Source organism: Tenacibaculum sp. (genome assembly GCF_050290165.1).
Classification (GTDB): domain Bacteria; phylum Bacteroidota; class Bacteroidia; order Flavobacteriales; family Flavobacteriaceae; genus Polaribacter.
Genome location: NZ_JBNKHD010000015.1, coordinates 60,991 through 78,177, shown reverse-complemented (window position 1 = coordinate 78,177; position 17,187 = coordinate 60,991). Strand labels below are relative to the sequence as shown.

The following is a 17,187-nucleotide window of genomic DNA, read 5'->3' as shown; positions in this document are numbered from 1 at the left end:
TGAACAAGTAAATGTAAGCATTTTATTACAACTGCTCTACAATCTTAACGGCTTCAACTGCTTCTTTAACATCATGCACCCTTAAAATTTGAGTTCCGTTTAATAATGCGATGGTATTTGCAACTGTAGTAGCATTTAAAGCTTCTTGTGGTGTAGTACCTAGCAGTTTATATAACATTGATTTTCGTGAAACACCAGTTAAAATAGGAACTTCTAAATTTTTAAACAACGATAAGTTTTTAAGTAACTCGTAGTTTTGTTCTATTGTTTTTCCAAAGCCAAAACCAACATCTATAATCACATCATTCACTTTCAACTGACGTAATTTAAAGAGCTGTTCAGCAAAGAAAGAAATCACATCAGTAACTACATTTTCATACTGCGGATTTTGCTGCATGCTTTGTGGGGTTCCTTGCATATGCATCATAATGTATGGTACTTGGAGTTTTGCTACCATTTCAAACATTTTTTCATCCATTTTCCCTCCAGAAATATCATTGATAATAGCCGCTCCTCCATTTATTGACTCTTCCACTACCCTACTTCTAAAAGAATCCACAGAAATTAAGATTTCAGGGAAATGTTCCATCAATAACTCAACAACAGGAAGCATTCTTTGTAACTCTTCTTCTTCAGTAATGTGTTTTGCTCCAGGCCTGGAAGAATACGCGCCAACATCAATAAAAGTTGCACCTTCGTTTAACATTTTTTCTGTTTGTGCTAGTATATCATGTTCATTTTTATACTTTCCTCCGTCAAAAAAAGAATCTGGGGTTACATTTAAAATCCCCATAACCTTAGGCTTAGTTAGATCTATTAAAGTTCCTTTGCAGTTAATCGTCATCACTCTAAATTTCTAAGTAAAAATAAACGAAAAGCTTGTAATATTTACTATTTTTGGTCGAATACTTTTAAATAAGAAAGATGCAAGAAACCTCGAAACAGTATGATGCTGTAGTTGAAGAATGTAAAAGTTTATTTATTAAAAAAATGAGTGATTATGGTAGTGCTTGGAGAATTTTACGTCTTCCTTCATTAACCGATCAAATATTTATCAAAGCTCAACGAATTCGTCAACTGCAAGAAAATACTGAGCGAAAAGTTGATGAAGGAGAAAAATCAGAATTTATTGGCATTATCAATTACTCGGTAATGGCGTTAATTCAGATAGAATTAGGAGTTGTTGAACAACCTGATTTAACAACAAAAGAAGCTACAGATTTATACAATAAACATATAAAAATCACCAAAGAGTTAATGGAAAATAAAAACCATGACTATGGTGAAGCATGGAGAGATATGCGAGTTTCATCGTTAACCGATTTAATTTTACAAAAACTACTTCGTGTAAAACAAATTGAAGATAATCAAGGTAAAACCTTAGTTTCAGAAGGAATTGATGCAAATTATCAAGATATGATTAATTATGCTATTTTTGCCATGATTCATCTTTCGGAATCAGATAATTAACCCAAATACACCCCTGTATGATTTTAAAAATTTTAACTCATATTTCAAGAGTACTTGTAGGACTTCTTTTTATTTACTCTGGATTTGTAAAACTAGTAGACCCAATAGGATCTCAATATAAATTTCAAGAATACTTTAGTGAAGGTGTTCTAAATTTAGAATTCTTAATCCCATATACATTACCTTTTGCTATTCTTTTAATTGTTGCAGAGTTAGCACTAGGTGTTATGCTTTTAGTTGGATTCAAACCTAAATTTACTGTTTGGAGTTTATTTAGCTTAAACCTTATCTTTTTATTTTTAACATGGTACTCTTATACTTATAATAAAGTTACCGATTGTGGGTGTTTTGGTGACGCTTTAAAACTTACTCCAAAGGAAACTTTTTACAAGAATGTTATTTTTATGATATTTATTGTAATTCTAATCCTTGGACTAAAACACATCAAACCTCTTATTTCAAATAAGATTGCCTCTTTATCTTCTTATACTGCTGTGTTTATATCACTAATTATAGTGTATTATGTTTTACAACATTTACCTATTATTGATTTTAGAGCTTATGCTGTAGGAACTGACATTGCCAAAGGGATGAAATATCAAGAAGGAAGTGATGAAATACCTCCTATTCACGACTTTGAAATTAGCACAGATGATGGTGACAAATTGGAAGAAATGTTAGCAAACGAAAAAGCAATGCTAATCATTATGTACAATTTTGAAAAGACAAAAAAAGAAGGTATTGCTGAGGTAGCTAAAGCTGCTGAAAAAGCTAAAAACCAAGGGTATGAAATATATGTACTAACAGCTTCATATATAGAAGATTTAGAAACTACACAAAAAGAGTTTGGACTTCCTTATACTTTTGGTTTTTGTGATGAAACTGCTTTAAAAACAGTAATAAGAGCCAACCCTGGTATTGTTACTGTTAAAAATGGAGTTATTGTAGGAAAATGGAACTGGACAGATGCAGATGACATAAAATTATAGATAACAAATTAAAAATCAGTAATTTTACAATACAACCAAAAAATTAAAGCGATGAAATTTATAAAGTATTTTTTATTACTGATAGTTACCTTATTTATATTAACACTAATTTATGTAGCCAGCTTCTCTGGTAATTATGATGTTAGCAGAAGTAAAATTATTGACGCTCCAATTAGCCATGTATTTAATACCGTAAACGATATAAAAACATGGGAAAAATGGGGACCTTGGCATGATGAAGACAGTACTATTGTTGTTACATATGGAGAGAAAACAGTAGGCATTGGAGCTTCTGACAGCTGGACAAGTAAAGATGGTCCAGGAAAAATGGAAACTATAGCTGTAGTTCCAAACAAATCCATAAACCAAAAAATATCTTTTACCGACAATGAACCTGGTGATATTTACTGGTATTTTGAAGAGACTTCTAATGGTACAAAAGTAACCTGGGGAATGAAAGCTGAAAATTCTCCTTTTGGGTTTAAATTTTTTGCAGCTATGTCTGGAGGTTGGGATAACATGTTAGGTCCTATGGAAGAAAAAGGACTCAACAATCTCGAAAAAATAATATTAGAAACAATTTCTTCACAACAAGAATAATTCTTGATTGTGATTATAAAACCAAAACCTCACAAAGTTTGTGAGGTTTTCTTATTTTCGCATAGCACATAATACTCTTTTAGAGTAATTCTTTCAAATTCTCTACAAGAAAAAAAGCTATTAACTTAAAACAATTTTGGTGAAACAATTTTTATTAGTTTTTATAGGTGGTGGAATTGGTAGCGTCCTTCGATTTTTAATTGGAAAATTTTTAAATAGCCCGCAAACAGGAATTCCATACGGAACCTTTACCGCCAATATTTTAGGAAGTTTACTTATTGGCTTTATTTTAGGACTTGCTGCCAAAAATCAAGCATTAAACCAAAACTATACTTTATTATTAGCTACAGGCTTTTGTGGTGGATTTACCACTTTTTCAACTTTTGCATATGAAATTCATGTGTTTTTAAAATCTGGAGATTTTATTTCTTTTGCATTTTACACCATAGCCAGTTTCATACTAGGTTTTTTAGCTGTGTTCGCAGGAATCTTTTTAGTCAATTACTTTTGGGCTACCCCTAAGGGTATTTAATTTGAAAAAGCTTTGACTTAATTCAACTCTTAAAATATTAAACCCTCACTTTTGAGTTAAACATATATAACAAATGGACGAACTTATACAATATACATCGACAGATAATCATGTAATTATTACACTTACCAATGGAAAAGCCAATGCTATTTCTCATGAAGTAATTGATGCTTTAAACATCCACTTAGATCAAGCAGAAAAAGAAGAAAAACCAGTCATTTTAACTGGTCAATCAGGAATATTCTCTGCCGGTTACGATTTAAAAAGCATGACTCAATCTCCTGAATCAGCTTTAGAACTAGTAACTAAAGGTTCTAAGTTATCATACAGAATGCTTTCTTTTCCTTTTCCTATAATTGCTGCTTGTTCTGGACACGCAATTGCAAAAGGAGCTTTTTTATTACTCTCTACAGACTACAGATTAGGTGTTGAAGGAGATTTTAAGATTGGGCTAAACGAAGTAATGATTGGTATGACCATGCACAATGCTGGTATCGAGATAGCCAAAGCTCGTTTAACACCTATTTACTTTGAAAGAAGCGTGAACTGCTCAGAAATATACAACCCTAAAGATGCTGTTACTGCTGGATTTTTAGACAAAGTAGTTCCACAAGAGCACCTGTTACCTACTGCTATTAAAATTGCTGAAATGTTTTCAAAATTGAATAAAAAGGCACATACTGAAACAAAATTAAAAGTAAGAAAACCATATTTAACTTCATTACAAGAAGCTATTGAACAAGATTGCAAAGAAGGTTTAACACCTCCATCAAAATAAAAAAATCCTGCAGCAGCAGGATTTTTATTTTTAGTCTTTCTTGTAAGCCATAACACCGGCTTTAATTTCAGTATCTAAATAATTATCTCTTGGAGTAATAGGACACGAATAACGATCACTATAAGCACAATAAGGATTATACGCCTTATTGAAGTCAATCATCAATGTACCATCAGAAGCCACATCAGTAGTTAACACATCTATAAACCTTCCTCCTTTATACGAAGTTTTCCCGTTAGTATTATCTAAAAAAGGTAAAAATAAGTAATCTTGATATTCTGGTTTAGGGTTTTCATTTTGATAAATTGCTAATTCATAATCTTCACCATCAATAGCAAACGACACTACCCCATATTTTTGATATACCACTACCCTATCCGTAGTTGTAGGGAAATTAAAAGTTGGTGCATCAGGTGTTCTTGTTAATTTAGCTTTGACGTTATACTTATTATCAATAGGAAAAAACTCTAGCCCTTTGAAGTTTTTTAATCCCTTTTTTGTCAAAGGAGAAGTAGACGCATCTTTAAACTCAGCATTCATTTTCTTTTGAAAATCCGACTTTCCTTGAACACTTCTTTTACCTTGGCTATTACATGATAAAAACATAATAGCAAAAGCTAACAACAATATTTTTTGCATATTTTTTTATTTACAATTACATACAAAAATACTGTATTCTTAGTAAAACACTGGTATTCATTAAGAAATCATTAAACGAACCAGCCAAAACTGTTAATATTTTGCTAATAAATTTTAAATAACAACCAAAAATCACTATATTTAATCTTATCGATTAAATCTATAATTGATCGCAAAGAAGATTTTGTAAACACATAAAAAAAACTTATACATTAATAAAACAAATTGATTAAATAAGCTATTAGTAACCTAAAAGTTTCGCCTATATTTGTCCCCCCAATTATTTTAGGGAAAAATCTTCTAAGTCAAGTCAATTACCAGACGAACCTAAAAGATAATTTTAATTTAAAAATTGGTAAATATTTTATGAATTCAGAATTAATAAATAAAGCAGAAGAATTTGAAAACAGAAAATTCAAATTTGTGACTACTAGCGATAGAATACTAGCCTCTAGAGAAGCAAAAGCTTTAATTTTAGAGATTAATGAGGTCTATAAAGAAACCAAGGATAGTGCCCTAATGGACATTATGAAAAGATTAACCGCTGTAAAACAACGTATAGAAAAACGTTTAAAAGGAAAACCTTTAACAGCTTAACAATAAATCGTGTATTTATTCCGTTATTAAACAATATGAATAATGGATAGTAGTTTCTTTAACTCAAACTATCGCTCTCATTATAATATTTATTCTTGATAAAGTTCTAAGTAATTTACTTAGAACTTTTTCTTTTTTAAATATATTTGCACCATCGGGATGTAGCTTAGTCCGGTTAAAGTGCTGGTCTGGGGGACCAGAGATCGGTGGTTCGAATCCACTCATCCCGACTTTTTATTTTTTCTACAAAAAAACTTTACCAAGAACAAACTATAAATCAATCACTTAAAAAAAACAGTGAAAAAATTTATTCAAAAAAGTAAAAAAAAGTTTTTGCAGTATTAAAAAACATTATATATTTGCCACGCTTTTAAGGAAAACGCCGATGTAGCTCAGCTGGCTAGAGCAGCTGATTTGTAATCAGCAGGTCGTGGGTTCGAGTCCCTCCATCGGCTCTAAAGCCAAAAGCGCTAACTAAAGTTAGCGCTTTTTTTATGCGCTTATTTTGCTAAATTTGTCACACACTATTTTTACATAAACTTAATGAAAAATATATTTGTTATTGGTATTGCTGGAGGTACAGGAAGCGGAAAAACCACAGTAGTAAACCAGATAATCAACGAACTTCCAGCAGATGAAGTTTGTGTTATATCTCAAGACTCTTACTACAAACAAACAGACAACCTTACTTACGAAGAACGCACAAAAATAAATTTCGACCATCCAAGAGCTATTGACTTCAATCTAATGGTTCAACATTTAACCGAATTAAAAAACGGAGACATAATTGAACAACCTGTATATTCATTCGTTGCTCACAACAGAACCAAAGACACTATAAAAACTCACCCACGTAAAGTTATTATTATTGAAGGAATTTTAATTTTTAATAGCGAGGAACTTCGTAACTTGTGTGATATTAAAGTTTTTGTACATGCAGATGCAGACGAACGATTAATAAGAAGGGTTCGAAGAGATATTAAAGAACGAGGAAGAAATGTTGAAGAAGTTTTAAATAGATATCAAACTACATTAAAACCTATGCATCAACAGTTCATTGAACCAACTAAAAATTACGCAGATATTATTATCCCTAACGACAGGTACAATACTGTTGCTATTGATATTGTAAGAACTGTAATCAACGACCGTTTATAATGAATTTTAAATCAATAAAAAATAAACCGTCCTTTAAAATTGCCACTAACATTTATGTTATTATACTAACTGTATTTGTGGTTTGGATGCTTTTTTTTGATGAAAATTCTTACCTTACTCACAGAGAGTTCAACAAAGAAATTGATGAGTTAAAAAGCTGGATAGACTATCATGAAAAGAAAATTCAAAAAGATAAAAAAACAATACAGCTACTCCAAGACTCTCTTCAACTAGAACGCTACGCAAGAGAAAAATACTTAATGAAGAAAGATGATGAAGATATTTATATTATAGAATTTGATACCATAAAAAAGTAATGAGCGATTATTTATTTGACGAATTTCAAGGTGTTAGTTCTGCTGAATGGAAACAACAGATACAAGTAGACCTAAAGGGAGCCGATTATAACGAAACGTTATTATGGAAAACCGAAGAAGGTATTACTGTAAGACCTTTTTACACTAAAGAAGACAGAACTAACGCAAAAGTTAATACTCCAAAAAAAGGCTTTGCTATTTGTCAGTCAATTTTTATTGACGATGAAAAAAAAGCCAACGCTTTTGCTATTGACTCACTTAAAAGAGGTGCTTCATCAATCCAGTTTTTAGCAAAAAAAGAGTTCGATTACAAAACTTTATTAAATGGGTTTGACACAGAAAATACCACAATCTATTTTTCATTAGATTTTCTATCTTCTGAATTTATCAAAGAGGCATCTAGTTTTATCAACTCAAGCAAATGTTACTTTAACACAGATATTATTGGTCATTTAGCAAGCTCTGGAAACTGGTATTCAAATCTTAAAAATGACCATACTCAACTAGATGAAATAGTAAAAGCAACTAAAAATGCTATTTGTGTCAATGCTTCAATTTATCAAAACGCCGGAGCTACAATTACACAACAATTAGCATATGCTTTAGCACATGCAAATGAGTATTTGAATCACTTCGGAAGTTCTGTCGCTAATAACATCCATTTTAATTTTTCTGTAGGAAGTAATTACTTTTTTGAAATAGCCAAACTAAGAGCTTTTAGAATTTTATGGGATTCTTTATTAAAAGAATACAACACCAATACAACCGCTCATATTTTTGCTGAACCTAGCAGACGAAACAAAACAATATATGACTATAATGTAAATATGCTTCGCACAACTTCTGAGTGCATGAGTGCCATTTTAGGAGGCGCAAATACTGTAGCAAATAGTTCATATGACAAAATATTCCACCAACCAAATGAGTTTGGTGAACGCATTTCAAGAAATCAATTATTGATACTGCAACAAGAAAGTGAATTAGCAGAAGCTCAAAACATTGCTGAAGGAGCTTATTATATTGAAACCATTACACAACAACTAGCACAAAAAGCGCTAGAAATCTTTAAACAAATAGAACAAGGTGGTGGCTTTTTAAAACAACTTAAAGAAGGCATTATTCAACGAAAAATTAAAGAATCTGCTAATAGAGAGCAAGAATTATTCAACTCTGGAAAATTAGTCTTACTAGGCACTAATAAAATTCAGAATGAGAATGATAAAATGAAACAAGATTTAGAAGTTTCTCCTTTCCTGGAAGCACGTAAAGAAAAGACCTTGATTCAGCCAATTATTCAAAAACGACTAGCTGAAAAGCTAGAACAAGAACGTTTACAAGATGAGTAGAAAAGACATATCAAACATACAGTTACCTAAAAACCAAGTACAAGCAAACAACTCTTTTAAACATGAAGATTTTGTTGCGGGTATTGCTCCTAATTTACGTGGTCCCTACTCTACCATGTATGTTCGTAGACCTTGGACCATTCGTCAGTATGCAGGTTTTTCAACTGCTGAAGAAAGTAATGCTTTTTATCGCAGAAATTTAGCTGCTGGTCAAAAAGGGCTGTCTGTAGCTTTTGATTTAGCTACTCACAGAGGATACGATTCTGATCATGAACGCGTTCAAGGTGATGTTGGAAAAGCAGGAGTAGCTATTGATTCAATTGAAGACATGAAAGTCTTATTTGATCAAATTCCACTAGATAAGATGTCGGTTTCTATGACTATGAACGGAGCCGTTTTACCTATTTTAGCTTTCTATATTGTAGCTGCAGAAGAACAAGGTGTCGCTCCTGAGTTATTATCAGGAACAATTCAAAATGACATATTAAAAGAGTTTATGGTGCGTAACACCTATATTTACCCACCTACTCCATCAATGAAAATTATTGCAGATATTTTCGAATATACTTCTGAAAATATGCCAAAATTCAATTCTATTTCAATTTCAGGATACCATATGCAAGAAGCTGGTGCTACTGCCGAAATTGAATTAGCTTACACGTTAGCTGACGGATTGGAATACATCAAAAAAGGATTGGAAGCAGGAATGGATATTGATACTTTCGCTCCTCGTTTATCTTTTTTCTGGGCTATTGGAATGAATCATTTTATGGAGATCGCCAAAATGCGAGCAGGAAGAATGTTATGGGCGAAAATGGTTAAACAGTTCAATCCTAAAAATTTAAAATCACTAGCATTAAGAACCCACTGTCAAACTAGTGGATGGAGTTTAACAGAGCAAGATCCTTTTAATAATGTAGCCAGAACTACCATCGAGGCAATGGCTGCTGCCTTTGGAGGAACTCAGAGTTTACATACTAATGCTTTAGACGAAGCAATCGCCTTACCTACTGATTTTTCTGCACGTATTGCTCGTAATACGCAAATCTATTTACAAGAAGAAACACATATTACCAAAACTGTTGATCCTTGGGCAGGTAGTTACCATGTAGAGAAACTCACCAAAGAAATTGCCAACAAAGCTTGGGAATTAATTCAGGAAGTTGAAGAATTAGGCGGAATGACCAAAGCTATTGAAAAAGGTATTCCGAAAATGCGTATTGAAGAAGCTGCCGCTAAAAAACAAGCAAAAATTGATAGTGGTCAGGATGTAATTGTTGGCGTTAATAAGTATCAACTAGCACAAGAAGACCCTTTACATATTTTAGAAGTAGATAACGAAGCTGTTCGTCAATCACAAATCAATCGATTGAATGAATTAAAATCAAAAAGAAATCAAACTGAAGTCGACAAAGCTTTGAACGATTTAACTGAATCTGCTAAATCAGGTGACGGAAATTTATTAGATTTAGCTGTAAAAGCTGCAAGAAATAGAGCTACTTTAGGTGAAATTTCAGACGCTCTTGAAACTGTTTTCGGACGTCATAAAGCAGTACATAAAACCATTTCAGGCGTGTATAGTAAAGAAATAAAAGACGATGAGTTATTTAAAAAAGCAACCGAGTTAGCCGATAAGTTTGCTGAATTAGAAGGACGTCGTCCTCGAATTATGATTGCCAAATTAGGACAAGATGGTCATGATCGTGGAGCAAAAGTGGTAGCAACAGGTTATGCCGATTTAGGTTTTGATGTAGATATTGGCCCATTGTTCCAAACACCACAAGAAGCTACCAAACAAGCTATAGAAAACGACGTACATATTTTAGGAATTTCATCTTTAGCTGCTGGACATAAAACATTGGTTCCACAAGTAATTGCTGAACTTAAGAAATATGGACGTGAAGATATCATGGTTATTGTTGGTGGTGTAATTCCCGCACAAGATTATCAATTCCTATTTGACGCTGGTGCTGTAGGTGTCTTTGGCCCTGGAACTAAAATTGCGCAAGCCGCTATAGATATGTTAACTATTTTAATTGATAGTATTGAGGAATAAAAAATTATGCAAATAAAATTCATTGATAGAAAATCAGGTAAAATTATTACCGAAACCCCTCCAGGAGAAGGGTATTTAAAACTGCTATACAACAATCCGTTTGGAAAAATGGCTTTATTACCCTTGGTAAAACGTAAGTTTTTATCATCTTGGTACGGAAAACTAATGAACAAACCTAGTTCTATTAATAAGATAAACAACTTCGTCAGGGAGCTTCAAATAGACATGAACGAAGCTGAAAGACCTTCTGAAGATTATATTTCTTTCAATGATTTTTTCTATCGAAAACTAAAACCAAGTGCTCGAGAAATCGAAAACGGTTTTGTTTCTCCTGGTGACGGAAAAATGCTTGCGTTTAAAAACGTAGCTGATGTTCACGATTTTTTTATTAAAGGACGAAAATTTACACTTGAGGAGTTTTTAGGAAACAAGGAACTAGCTAAAAAATATCAAAACTCTTCCTTAATTATATTACGATTAGCTCCCAACGATTATCATCGATACCATTTTCCTTATGATGGAATTCCTTCTGAGATGACTAAAATTAAAGGAAGTTATTTCTCTGTATCACCATATGCATTAGCCTCTAACTTCACTAAGGTCTTTTGCGAAAACAAACGTGAATACTGTGAAATGACGACCCAAGACAAAGGAGATATTTTAATTGCCCCTGTTGGAGCTACTATGGTAGGAAGCATTATAGAAACTTACACTCCCAACACACCTGTAAAAAAAGGTGATGAAATGGGGTATTTTGCTTTTGGCGGATCTACTATTGTTATTTTAGTAAACAACTCTAAAATTACTATTGATCAAGATATTTTAGACAATACCAAAAACAAAATGGAAACCTTTGTTAAAATGGGTGAAAAAATTGGCAAATAACACCTTTAATTTTAACAATTAACTTCTTAAAAATGATGGATTTCATAGGGTGATTAAAGCTTTAATCCGTAAATTTGCGTCGTTTTACACTTAGCAGATTTAACTAATGAAAAAAATCTTAGATACCCTCTACTCTACCCGTTTAATGGCTGTGTTATTTTTTGCTTTTGCCATCGCCATGGGAGTTGCCACTTTTATTGAAAATGATTTCGGAACACAAACTTCTAAAGCACTAATATATGACACTTGGTGGTTTGAACTAATTATGGTGTTCTTTGTTATAAACTTCTTTGGAAATATTTTCAGATACCAATTATATAAAAAAGAAAAATGGTCGGTACTATTATTTCACGTTGCCTTTTTATTTATTATAATTGGAGCAGGTATTACTCGATATATTAGTTATGAAGGTTTAATGGTTATTGATGAAGGGGAAACTACTAATACTTTTTTATCCGACACCAATTACTTAAATGTTGTCATTGACAATAATGAATTTCAAAAAGAAACAAACAATAAACTATTACTATCTGCTTGGGGAACAAATTCAGCAAACTTTACTGAATACTTTCAACCAAAAAAAGAAGGTATAAATTATAAAATTGACTTTAATCTAATAAACTATATCCCTTGGGTTGAAAAAAAGTTTATTGAAGATGAAAACGGTACTGAACACATTCTATTTGTAGAAAGTTCAAGTGGCAGTAGACACGAACATTATATCAAAAGTGGAACAGTACAAAATATACATAATATATTAGTTGGTTATAACTCTGAAGAAAGTGGAGCTAACATTAATATATTTAAAAGAAATGACTCTTTAAAAATTACCACAAAATCTGAAGGAAACTTTCAGGTAATGGCTACACAAGAAAAAGGTTTTGTAAAAAAAGATACTATTCAAAACTTTAAACTACGATCACTTTACAATGTATCTGGTTTACCTTTTGTAGTTCCTCAATACCCTGTAAAAGGAGAAGTGAAAACAGTTAGTGGTAAAAAAGACAAAAAAAAGTTTGATATGGTCGTTTTTGATGTTACTTCTGAAGGAAAAACTGAACGTATAGAATTAACTGGAGGGCAATACAATGTTGACGGAACAAAACAATTCAGCATAGGCGACTTAAACTTTAGAGCTTGGTATGGAGCAAAACTAAGAAAAACACCTTTCAGTATTAAACTAAATGACTTTCAACTAGAAAAATATCCAGGATCTGAAAGTGCTGCTGCTTATGCTAGTGAAATTACCGTAATTGCTCCAGACGAAACCTTTGATTATAGAATTTACATGAATCATATTTTAGATTATAAGGGTTATAAATTTTTCCAGTCTAGTTATAAAATTGATGGTCAACACGAACAAACACATCTTTCTGTTAACCACGATTTTTGGGGAACATCTATTACCTATCTTGGTTACTTCTTATTATTCTTTGGCCTTATTAGCTCTTTCTTTGTAAGAGGCACTCGTTTTGATGACCTAAAACAATCGTTGGTGAAAATTCGTAACAAAAAAGCCAAATTATCTGTAATTGCTTTGCTATTTTCTTTAGTAAGTTTTGGGCAACACAATTCTCACCAACCAAAACAAATTACAGAAGCGCAAATAGATTCTATTTTGCAAGCAAACAAAGTGGCTAAAGAACATGCTGATTTATTTAGCTCTCTTGTTATCCAAGATACAGGCGGGCGCATGAAACCAGCACATACTTTTGCTTCTGAATTTGTTAGAAAAGTAACTCACGGTGATCAATTTAAAGGTATGGATCCTAGTCAAGTTTTACTTTCTATTACTGAAAGCCCTATGTTATGGGTAAATGTCCCTTGTATATACTTAGAAAGAGGAAACACACAAATACGAGAACTACTAGGATTACCTAAAGATGCTAAATATGCTCGTTTTATAGATTTTTACGATGGGAATTCTTCAAAAATTAGCCCACTAGTTGTTGATGCTCAAAAGAAAAAAATTCAAAATAAATTTGAACAAGATGCTATAAAAATTGAACGCAGAGTTTGGTTATTATCACAAGCATTAGGAGGTGGAATGTTACGTATATACCCAATACCTAATGACGAAAACAACAAATGGGTTTCTCAACCAGAAACGTTACAGGCAAATTTTAAAGGAACAGATTCTGTTTTTGTTCGTCAATCTTTACCTGTGTATTTACAATTATTGCAAGCATCAAAAAAATCGGGAGATTATACAGAAACGAACAAAGTTTTAGACGGAATTAAAAAATTCCAACGAAAATTTGGAGCAGAAGTTATTCCTAGCAAAGACAAAATTGATTTAGAAATTGCATATAACAAATTAAATGTTTTTGTGAGGCTTTCTGAATATTACGGATATGTTAGCTTACTTTTAATTGTGTTTGTTTTCTTACAAATCTTCAACAACAAACCTTGGGTTAATACTATTGTAAAAGGATTAATTGCCGTAGTAATTGTTTTATTTGTCTTTCATGCACTAGGTTTAGCTGCCAGATGGTATATAAGCGGAAATGCTCCATGGAGTAATGCATACGAATCTATCATATTTGTTGGTTTTGCGACAATGTTGTTTGGTTTACTTCTTGGTAAGAAATCATCCTTAACAATTGCTGCTACTACATTTTTAGTCTCTATTATTTTAATGTTTGCTCATCAAAATTGGTTAGACCCAGAAATTGCCAACTTGCAACCTGTATTAAATTCATGGTGGTTATATGTGCATGTATCAATAATTGTTTCAAGTTATGGGCCTTTTTCTATGGGAATGATTTTAGGAATCTTTACTTTATTCTTAATTATTTTGACCAATAAAAAGAATAAAAAGAAAATGAAACTACACATTAAAGAGCTTACCGTTATTAATGAAATGGCGTTAACTGTTGGGTTAACAATGCTTACCGTTGGTAACTTTTTAGGTGGTATGTGGGCAAATGAAAGTTGGGGACGTTATTGGGGATGGGACCCTAAAGAAACCTGGGCTTTAATTTCAATTATGATATACGCTTTTGTTTTACACATGCGTTTAATTCCAGGATTAAGAAGTAGATTTACTTTTAACTTATGGTCAATAATTGCCTATGCTTCTATTATGATGACTTTCTTTGGAGTAAACTTTTATTTATCCGGCTTACACTCGTACGCTAGTGGTGATAAAGTAATTACTCCAACATCAGTATATTATTCAGTTGTTTTTGTAACCATTATAGGAATTTTAGCTTGGTTCAAAAACAAAAAGTATTACAAGAAATAGTTACTACTTTTTCTGTTAAAAAAATGTATTTTTGCAAACCGATAAGAAGAAAAAACAACTATGTTCAATAAAAATATAAAATTAGTTTTAGCCGCTTTAGTAACCGCATGGTCTGTATATGAATTTATACAAGGACATATTATGAATGGAATATCAATACTTTTGCTAGCTGGACTTTTCATTTTATTTTATTTCAAAAACGAATTTATTCTTTTAGCCTTTTTACAATTACGTAAGCAAAATTTTGAAGGCGCTCAAAAATGGTTAGGATATATTAAAAATCCAACTGCTGCGTTAACTATAAAACAAGAAGGGTATTACAATTATCTGCACGGTATTATGTTATCACAAACTAATATAACTCAAGCGGAAAAATATTTAAAAAAAGCTGTTAAATTGGGTTTAGCTATGGATCACGATTTAGCAATGGCTAAGTTACAATTAGCGGGAATAGCCATGACAAAACGTAGAAAAAGAGAAGCTACAACCTTAATGGCTGAAGCTAAAAAATTAGATAAGCACGGAATGCTTAAAGAGCAGATGCAAATGATGAAACAACAGATGAAGAAGATTTAATTCTTCTTTTACAAGTTCTCTTTATTATTTCGTAACTTTACTTTAGTTGCTAACAAAAAAATTAATGATTAAAAGTTTAATTTTAAAAGCTTTAAGCAAGCACACTTCTAAATGGTTAGTATTAATTATAGATATCATTTTAGTTTGTATATCTTTTGTTTTAGCGTATTCTGTACGTTTTAATGCTAGTTTAAACTTTGACTTTGACAACTTATATTACCAACTCCCTTTTATAGCCATAGTTGCATTTGTGAGCTTCCTTGCTGTTGGATCTTATAGAGGTATTATTCGACATACAGGAACACGAGATGCTTTTAATGTTTTTGTGGGCGCAACGTTACTCTCGACCATTACTGCAAGTATTGTTTTAATCAATAATTTTTTTAGAATTTTTCCAACCTTTACAATTCCTAAGTCAATAATAATTATCCATTATTTGATTTCTATTCTTGTTTTGGTAATTAGTCGATTTGTTTTTAAAGCTTTTTACGAAATTATTTCTACCGAATTAAGCTCTATTACTAATGTTCTTATATACGGTGCTGGAGATTCTGGTTTAATAACCTATGGGGCTTTAAATAGAGATACAAAAAACAAATATGAAATAATTGGTTTTGCGGATGATGACCCTAAAAAAATTGGAAAAAAATTAGATCGGATAAAAATCTACGAAGGAAAGAGAATAAACAAAGAATTCATCAACAGTAAAAAGATTGATGAAATTATTATTTCTATTCAAAACATCAAGTCTGAAAAACTTTTATACTTAACAGACCGTTTATTAATCTTAGGAGTTCAAGTAAAGATTGTTCCTCCGTTATCAAAATGGATTGATGGCGATTTAGAAGCCAACCAAATAAAACAGGTTAAAATTGAGGATTTACTCGATAGAAAACCTATCTCTATAGACAATCCGATTGTAAAGAGAGATGTTAATGATAAAATTATTTTGGTTACTGGTGCTGCTGGCTCAATAGGTTCTGAAATTTCACGGCAATTAAGTTTCTATAATCATAAACACTTAGTATTAATTGATCAATCTGAATCTCCTTTGTACGATCTACAACAAGAATTAATACAACAAGGACGAAAAAACTTTACAACTATTGTTGCTGATGTACGAGATCAAATACGAATGAATCAGATTTTTGAAGAGTTTAAACCTCAAAAGGTATTCCATGCAGCTGCGTATAAACATGTTCCTTTAATGGAAATGAGTCCTTATGAAGCCGTAAAAATTAACATTGGCGGAACAAAAAACATTGCTGATTTATCAATAAAACACCATGTTGAACGTTTTGTAATGGTATCAACAGATAAAGCTGTAAATCCTACCAATGTTATGGGGGCTACAAAACGAGTAGCAGAAATGTATATTAGCTGCTTGAGTAACTCAACAGGTCACACTACTAAATTTACCACTACACGTTTTGGTAATGTTTTGGGCTCAAATGGATCTGTTATTCCTTTGTTCAAGCGTCAAATTGAAAATGGAGGACCTTTAACAGTTACTCATAAAGATATTACTCGCTATTTTATGACGATACCAGAAGCCTGCCGATTAGTTTTGGAAGCCGGAACAATGGGGAATGGTGGTGAAATTTACATTTTTGACATGGGAAAATCAGTTAAAATTTATGACGTTGCAAAAAGAATGATTCATCTATCAGGCTTACAATTTCCAGAAGATATCGATATAAAGATTACTGGACTACGTCCAGGAGAAAAACTCTATGAAGAACTTTTAGCAAATGGAGAAAATACAACTCCTACATACCATGAAAAAATCATGATTGCTAAAAATCAGCCTATAGATTATATATATATTAGTTATAAAATAGAAGAGTTGTGCATGTCCAACCAAAATCATAATAACCAAAAAACAGTACGACTTATCAAAGAAATTGTTCCTGAATATATTTCAAACAATTCTATCTACGAAAAATTAGATATTTCTTCTAAAAATTAAATTAGTACTTTCGCCAAAAAAATAATCA

The 17,187-nt window shown here is 31.9% G+C and carries 16 protein-coding genes and 2 tRNA genes; 16 read left to right on the top strand and 2 right to left on the bottom strand.

Annotated features, from left to right (window positions below):
- Positions 1 to 25 precede the first annotated feature (25 nt).
- Positions 26 to 844: a dihydropteroate synthase gene (gene folP / locus ACQY6M_RS11365; RefSeq protein WP_428742016.1), complete on the bottom strand. Its 819-nt coding sequence runs from the start codon at positions 842 to 844 to the stop codon at positions 26 to 28.
- Positions 845 to 924: 80 nt separating this feature from the next.
- Between folP and ACQY6M_RS11360 the strand changes: the two genes are divergently transcribed.
- The 5 genes from ACQY6M_RS11360 (at position 925) to ACQY6M_RS11340 (ending at position 4,369) form a co-directional block, all read left to right on the top strand.
- Positions 925 to 1,470, top strand: coding sequence for a DUF1599 domain-containing protein (locus tag ACQY6M_RS11360; protein WP_428742015.1), 546 nt, complete (start codon positions 925 to 927; stop codon positions 1,468 to 1,470).
- A 17-nt stretch (positions 1,471 to 1,487) separates the two neighbouring features.
- Positions 1,488 to 2,459, top strand: coding sequence for a DoxX family protein (locus ACQY6M_RS11355; RefSeq protein ID WP_428742014.1), 972 nt, complete (start codon positions 1,488 to 1,490; stop codon positions 2,457 to 2,459).
- A 51-nt stretch (positions 2,460 to 2,510) separates the two neighbouring features.
- Positions 2,511 to 3,059: an SRPBCC family protein gene (locus tag ACQY6M_RS11350; RefSeq protein ID WP_428742013.1), complete on the top strand. Its 549-nt coding sequence runs from the start codon at positions 2,511 to 2,513 to the stop codon at positions 3,057 to 3,059.
- A 139-nt stretch (positions 3,060 to 3,198) separates the two neighbouring features.
- Positions 3,199 to 3,591 carry a fluoride efflux transporter CrcB gene (crcB, locus tag ACQY6M_RS11345; RefSeq protein WP_428742012.1) on the top strand — a complete coding sequence of 131 codons (393 nt, stop codon included), beginning with the start codon at positions 3,199 to 3,201 and terminating at the stop codon, positions 3,589 to 3,591.
- Positions 3,592 to 3,664: 73 nt separating this feature from the next.
- Positions 3,665 to 4,369 carry a crotonase/enoyl-CoA hydratase family protein gene (locus ACQY6M_RS11340; protein WP_428742011.1) on the top strand — a complete coding sequence of 235 codons (705 nt, stop codon included), beginning with the start codon at positions 3,665 to 3,667 and terminating at the stop codon, positions 4,367 to 4,369.
- Positions 4,370 to 4,399: 30 nt separating this feature from the next.
- Here ACQY6M_RS11340 and ACQY6M_RS11335 read toward each other — a convergent pair whose 3' ends face one another.
- Entirely contained in the window at positions 4,400 to 5,008 is a 609-nt protein-coding gene (locus ACQY6M_RS11335) for a DUF1684 domain-containing protein (protein WP_428742010.1), read from the bottom strand.
- Positions 5,009 to 5,374: 366 nt separating this feature from the next.
- Here ACQY6M_RS11335 and ACQY6M_RS11330 point away from each other — a divergent pair, with 366 nt between their 5' ends.
- The 11 genes from ACQY6M_RS11330 (at position 5,375) to ACQY6M_RS11280 (ending at position 17,159) form a co-directional block, all read left to right on the top strand.
- Positions 5,375 to 5,605: a hypothetical protein gene (locus tag ACQY6M_RS11330; protein ID WP_428742009.1), complete on the top strand. Its 231-nt coding sequence runs from the start codon at positions 5,375 to 5,377 to the stop codon at positions 5,603 to 5,605.
- A gap of 155 nt (positions 5,606 to 5,760) precedes the next feature.
- Positions 5,761 to 5,835: transfer RNA gene (locus ACQY6M_RS11325), tRNA-Pro, on the top strand.
- A 151-nt stretch (positions 5,836 to 5,986) separates the two neighbouring features.
- A tRNA-Thr gene (locus ACQY6M_RS11320) sits at positions 5,987 to 6,060 on the top strand.
- Positions 6,061 to 6,157: 97 nt separating this feature from the next.
- On the top strand, positions 6,158 to 6,763 hold the full coding sequence (udk, locus tag ACQY6M_RS11315; RefSeq protein WP_428742523.1) for a uridine kinase: 606 nt from the start codon (positions 6,158 to 6,160) through the stop codon (positions 6,761 to 6,763).
- Entirely contained in the window at positions 6,763 to 7,080 is a 318-nt protein-coding gene (locus ACQY6M_RS11310; RefSeq protein ID WP_428742008.1) for an FtsB family cell division protein, read from the top strand. The genes udk and ACQY6M_RS11310 overlap by 1 nt, the downstream gene beginning before the upstream one ends.
- Positions 7,080 to 8,426, top strand: a complete 1,347-nt coding sequence (locus ACQY6M_RS11305) for a methylmalonyl-CoA mutase subunit beta (protein ID WP_428742007.1) — start codon at positions 7,080 to 7,082, stop codon at positions 8,424 to 8,426. The genes ACQY6M_RS11310 and ACQY6M_RS11305 overlap by 1 nt, the downstream gene beginning before the upstream one ends.
- Entirely contained in the window at positions 8,419 to 10,482 is a 2,064-nt protein-coding gene (gene scpA / locus ACQY6M_RS11300) for a methylmalonyl-CoA mutase (RefSeq protein ID WP_428742006.1), read from the top strand. The genes ACQY6M_RS11305 and scpA overlap by 8 nt, the downstream gene beginning before the upstream one ends.
- Before the next feature lie 6 nt (positions 10,483 to 10,488).
- Complete coding sequence (locus tag ACQY6M_RS11295) at positions 10,489 to 11,367, top strand: phosphatidylserine decarboxylase (protein WP_428742005.1); 879 nt, start codon at positions 10,489 to 10,491, stop codon at positions 11,365 to 11,367.
- Between the two features lie 106 nt (positions 11,368 to 11,473).
- On the top strand, positions 11,474 to 14,614 hold the full coding sequence (ccsA, locus tag ACQY6M_RS11290) for a cytochrome c biogenesis protein CcsA (RefSeq protein WP_428742004.1): 3,141 nt from the start codon (positions 11,474 to 11,476) through the stop codon (positions 14,612 to 14,614).
- A gap of 60 nt (positions 14,615 to 14,674) precedes the next feature.
- The gene (locus ACQY6M_RS11285) at positions 14,675 to 15,190 is read left to right on the top strand and encodes a DUF2892 domain-containing protein (RefSeq protein WP_428742003.1); all 516 of its coding nucleotides are present in this window, start codon (positions 14,675 to 14,677) and stop codon (positions 15,188 to 15,190) included.
- Between the two features lie 64 nt (positions 15,191 to 15,254).
- The gene (locus ACQY6M_RS11280) at positions 15,255 to 17,159 is read left to right on the top strand and encodes a polysaccharide biosynthesis protein (protein ID WP_428742002.1); all 1,905 of its coding nucleotides are present in this window, start codon (positions 15,255 to 15,257) and stop codon (positions 17,157 to 17,159) included.
- The last annotated feature ends 28 nt before the right edge of the window (positions 17,160 to 17,187 follow it).

Coding starts and splice junctions, on each gene's coding strand:
- folP (WP_428742016.1), bottom strand. CDS start 844: ATGACGATTAACTGCAAAGGAACTTTAATAGATCTAACTAAGCCTAAG.
- ACQY6M_RS11360 (WP_428742015.1), top strand. CDS start 925: ATGCAAGAAACCTCGAAACAGTATGATGCTGTAGTTGAAGAATGTAAA.
- ACQY6M_RS11355 (WP_428742014.1), top strand. CDS start 1,488: ATGATTTTAAAAATTTTAACTCATATTTCAAGAGTACTTGTAGGACTT.
- ACQY6M_RS11350 (WP_428742013.1), top strand. CDS start 2,511: ATGAAATTTATAAAGTATTTTTTATTACTGATAGTTACCTTATTTATA.
- ACQY6M_RS11340 (WP_428742011.1), top strand. CDS start 3,665: ATGGACGAACTTATACAATATACATCGACAGATAATCATGTAATTATT.
- ACQY6M_RS11335 (WP_428742010.1), bottom strand. CDS start 5,008: ATGCAAAAAATATTGTTGTTAGCTTTTGCTATTATGTTTTTATCATGT.
- ACQY6M_RS11330 (WP_428742009.1), top strand. CDS start 5,375: ATGAATTCAGAATTAATAAATAAAGCAGAAGAATTTGAAAACAGAAAA.
- ACQY6M_RS11310 (WP_428742008.1), top strand. CDS start 6,763: ATGAATTTTAAATCAATAAAAAATAAACCGTCCTTTAAAATTGCCACT.
- ACQY6M_RS11305 (WP_428742007.1), top strand. CDS start 7,080: ATGAGCGATTATTTATTTGACGAATTTCAAGGTGTTAGTTCTGCTGAA.
- scpA (WP_428742006.1), top strand. CDS start 8,419: ATGAGTAGAAAAGACATATCAAACATACAGTTACCTAAAAACCAAGTA.
- ACQY6M_RS11295 (WP_428742005.1), top strand. CDS start 10,489: ATGCAAATAAAATTCATTGATAGAAAATCAGGTAAAATTATTACCGAA.
- ccsA (WP_428742004.1), top strand. CDS start 11,474: ATGAAAAAAATCTTAGATACCCTCTACTCTACCCGTTTAATGGCTGTG.
- ACQY6M_RS11285 (WP_428742003.1), top strand. CDS start 14,675: ATGTTCAATAAAAATATAAAATTAGTTTTAGCCGCTTTAGTAACCGCA.
- ACQY6M_RS11280 (WP_428742002.1), top strand. CDS start 15,255: ATGATTAAAAGTTTAATTTTAAAAGCTTTAAGCAAGCACACTTCTAAA.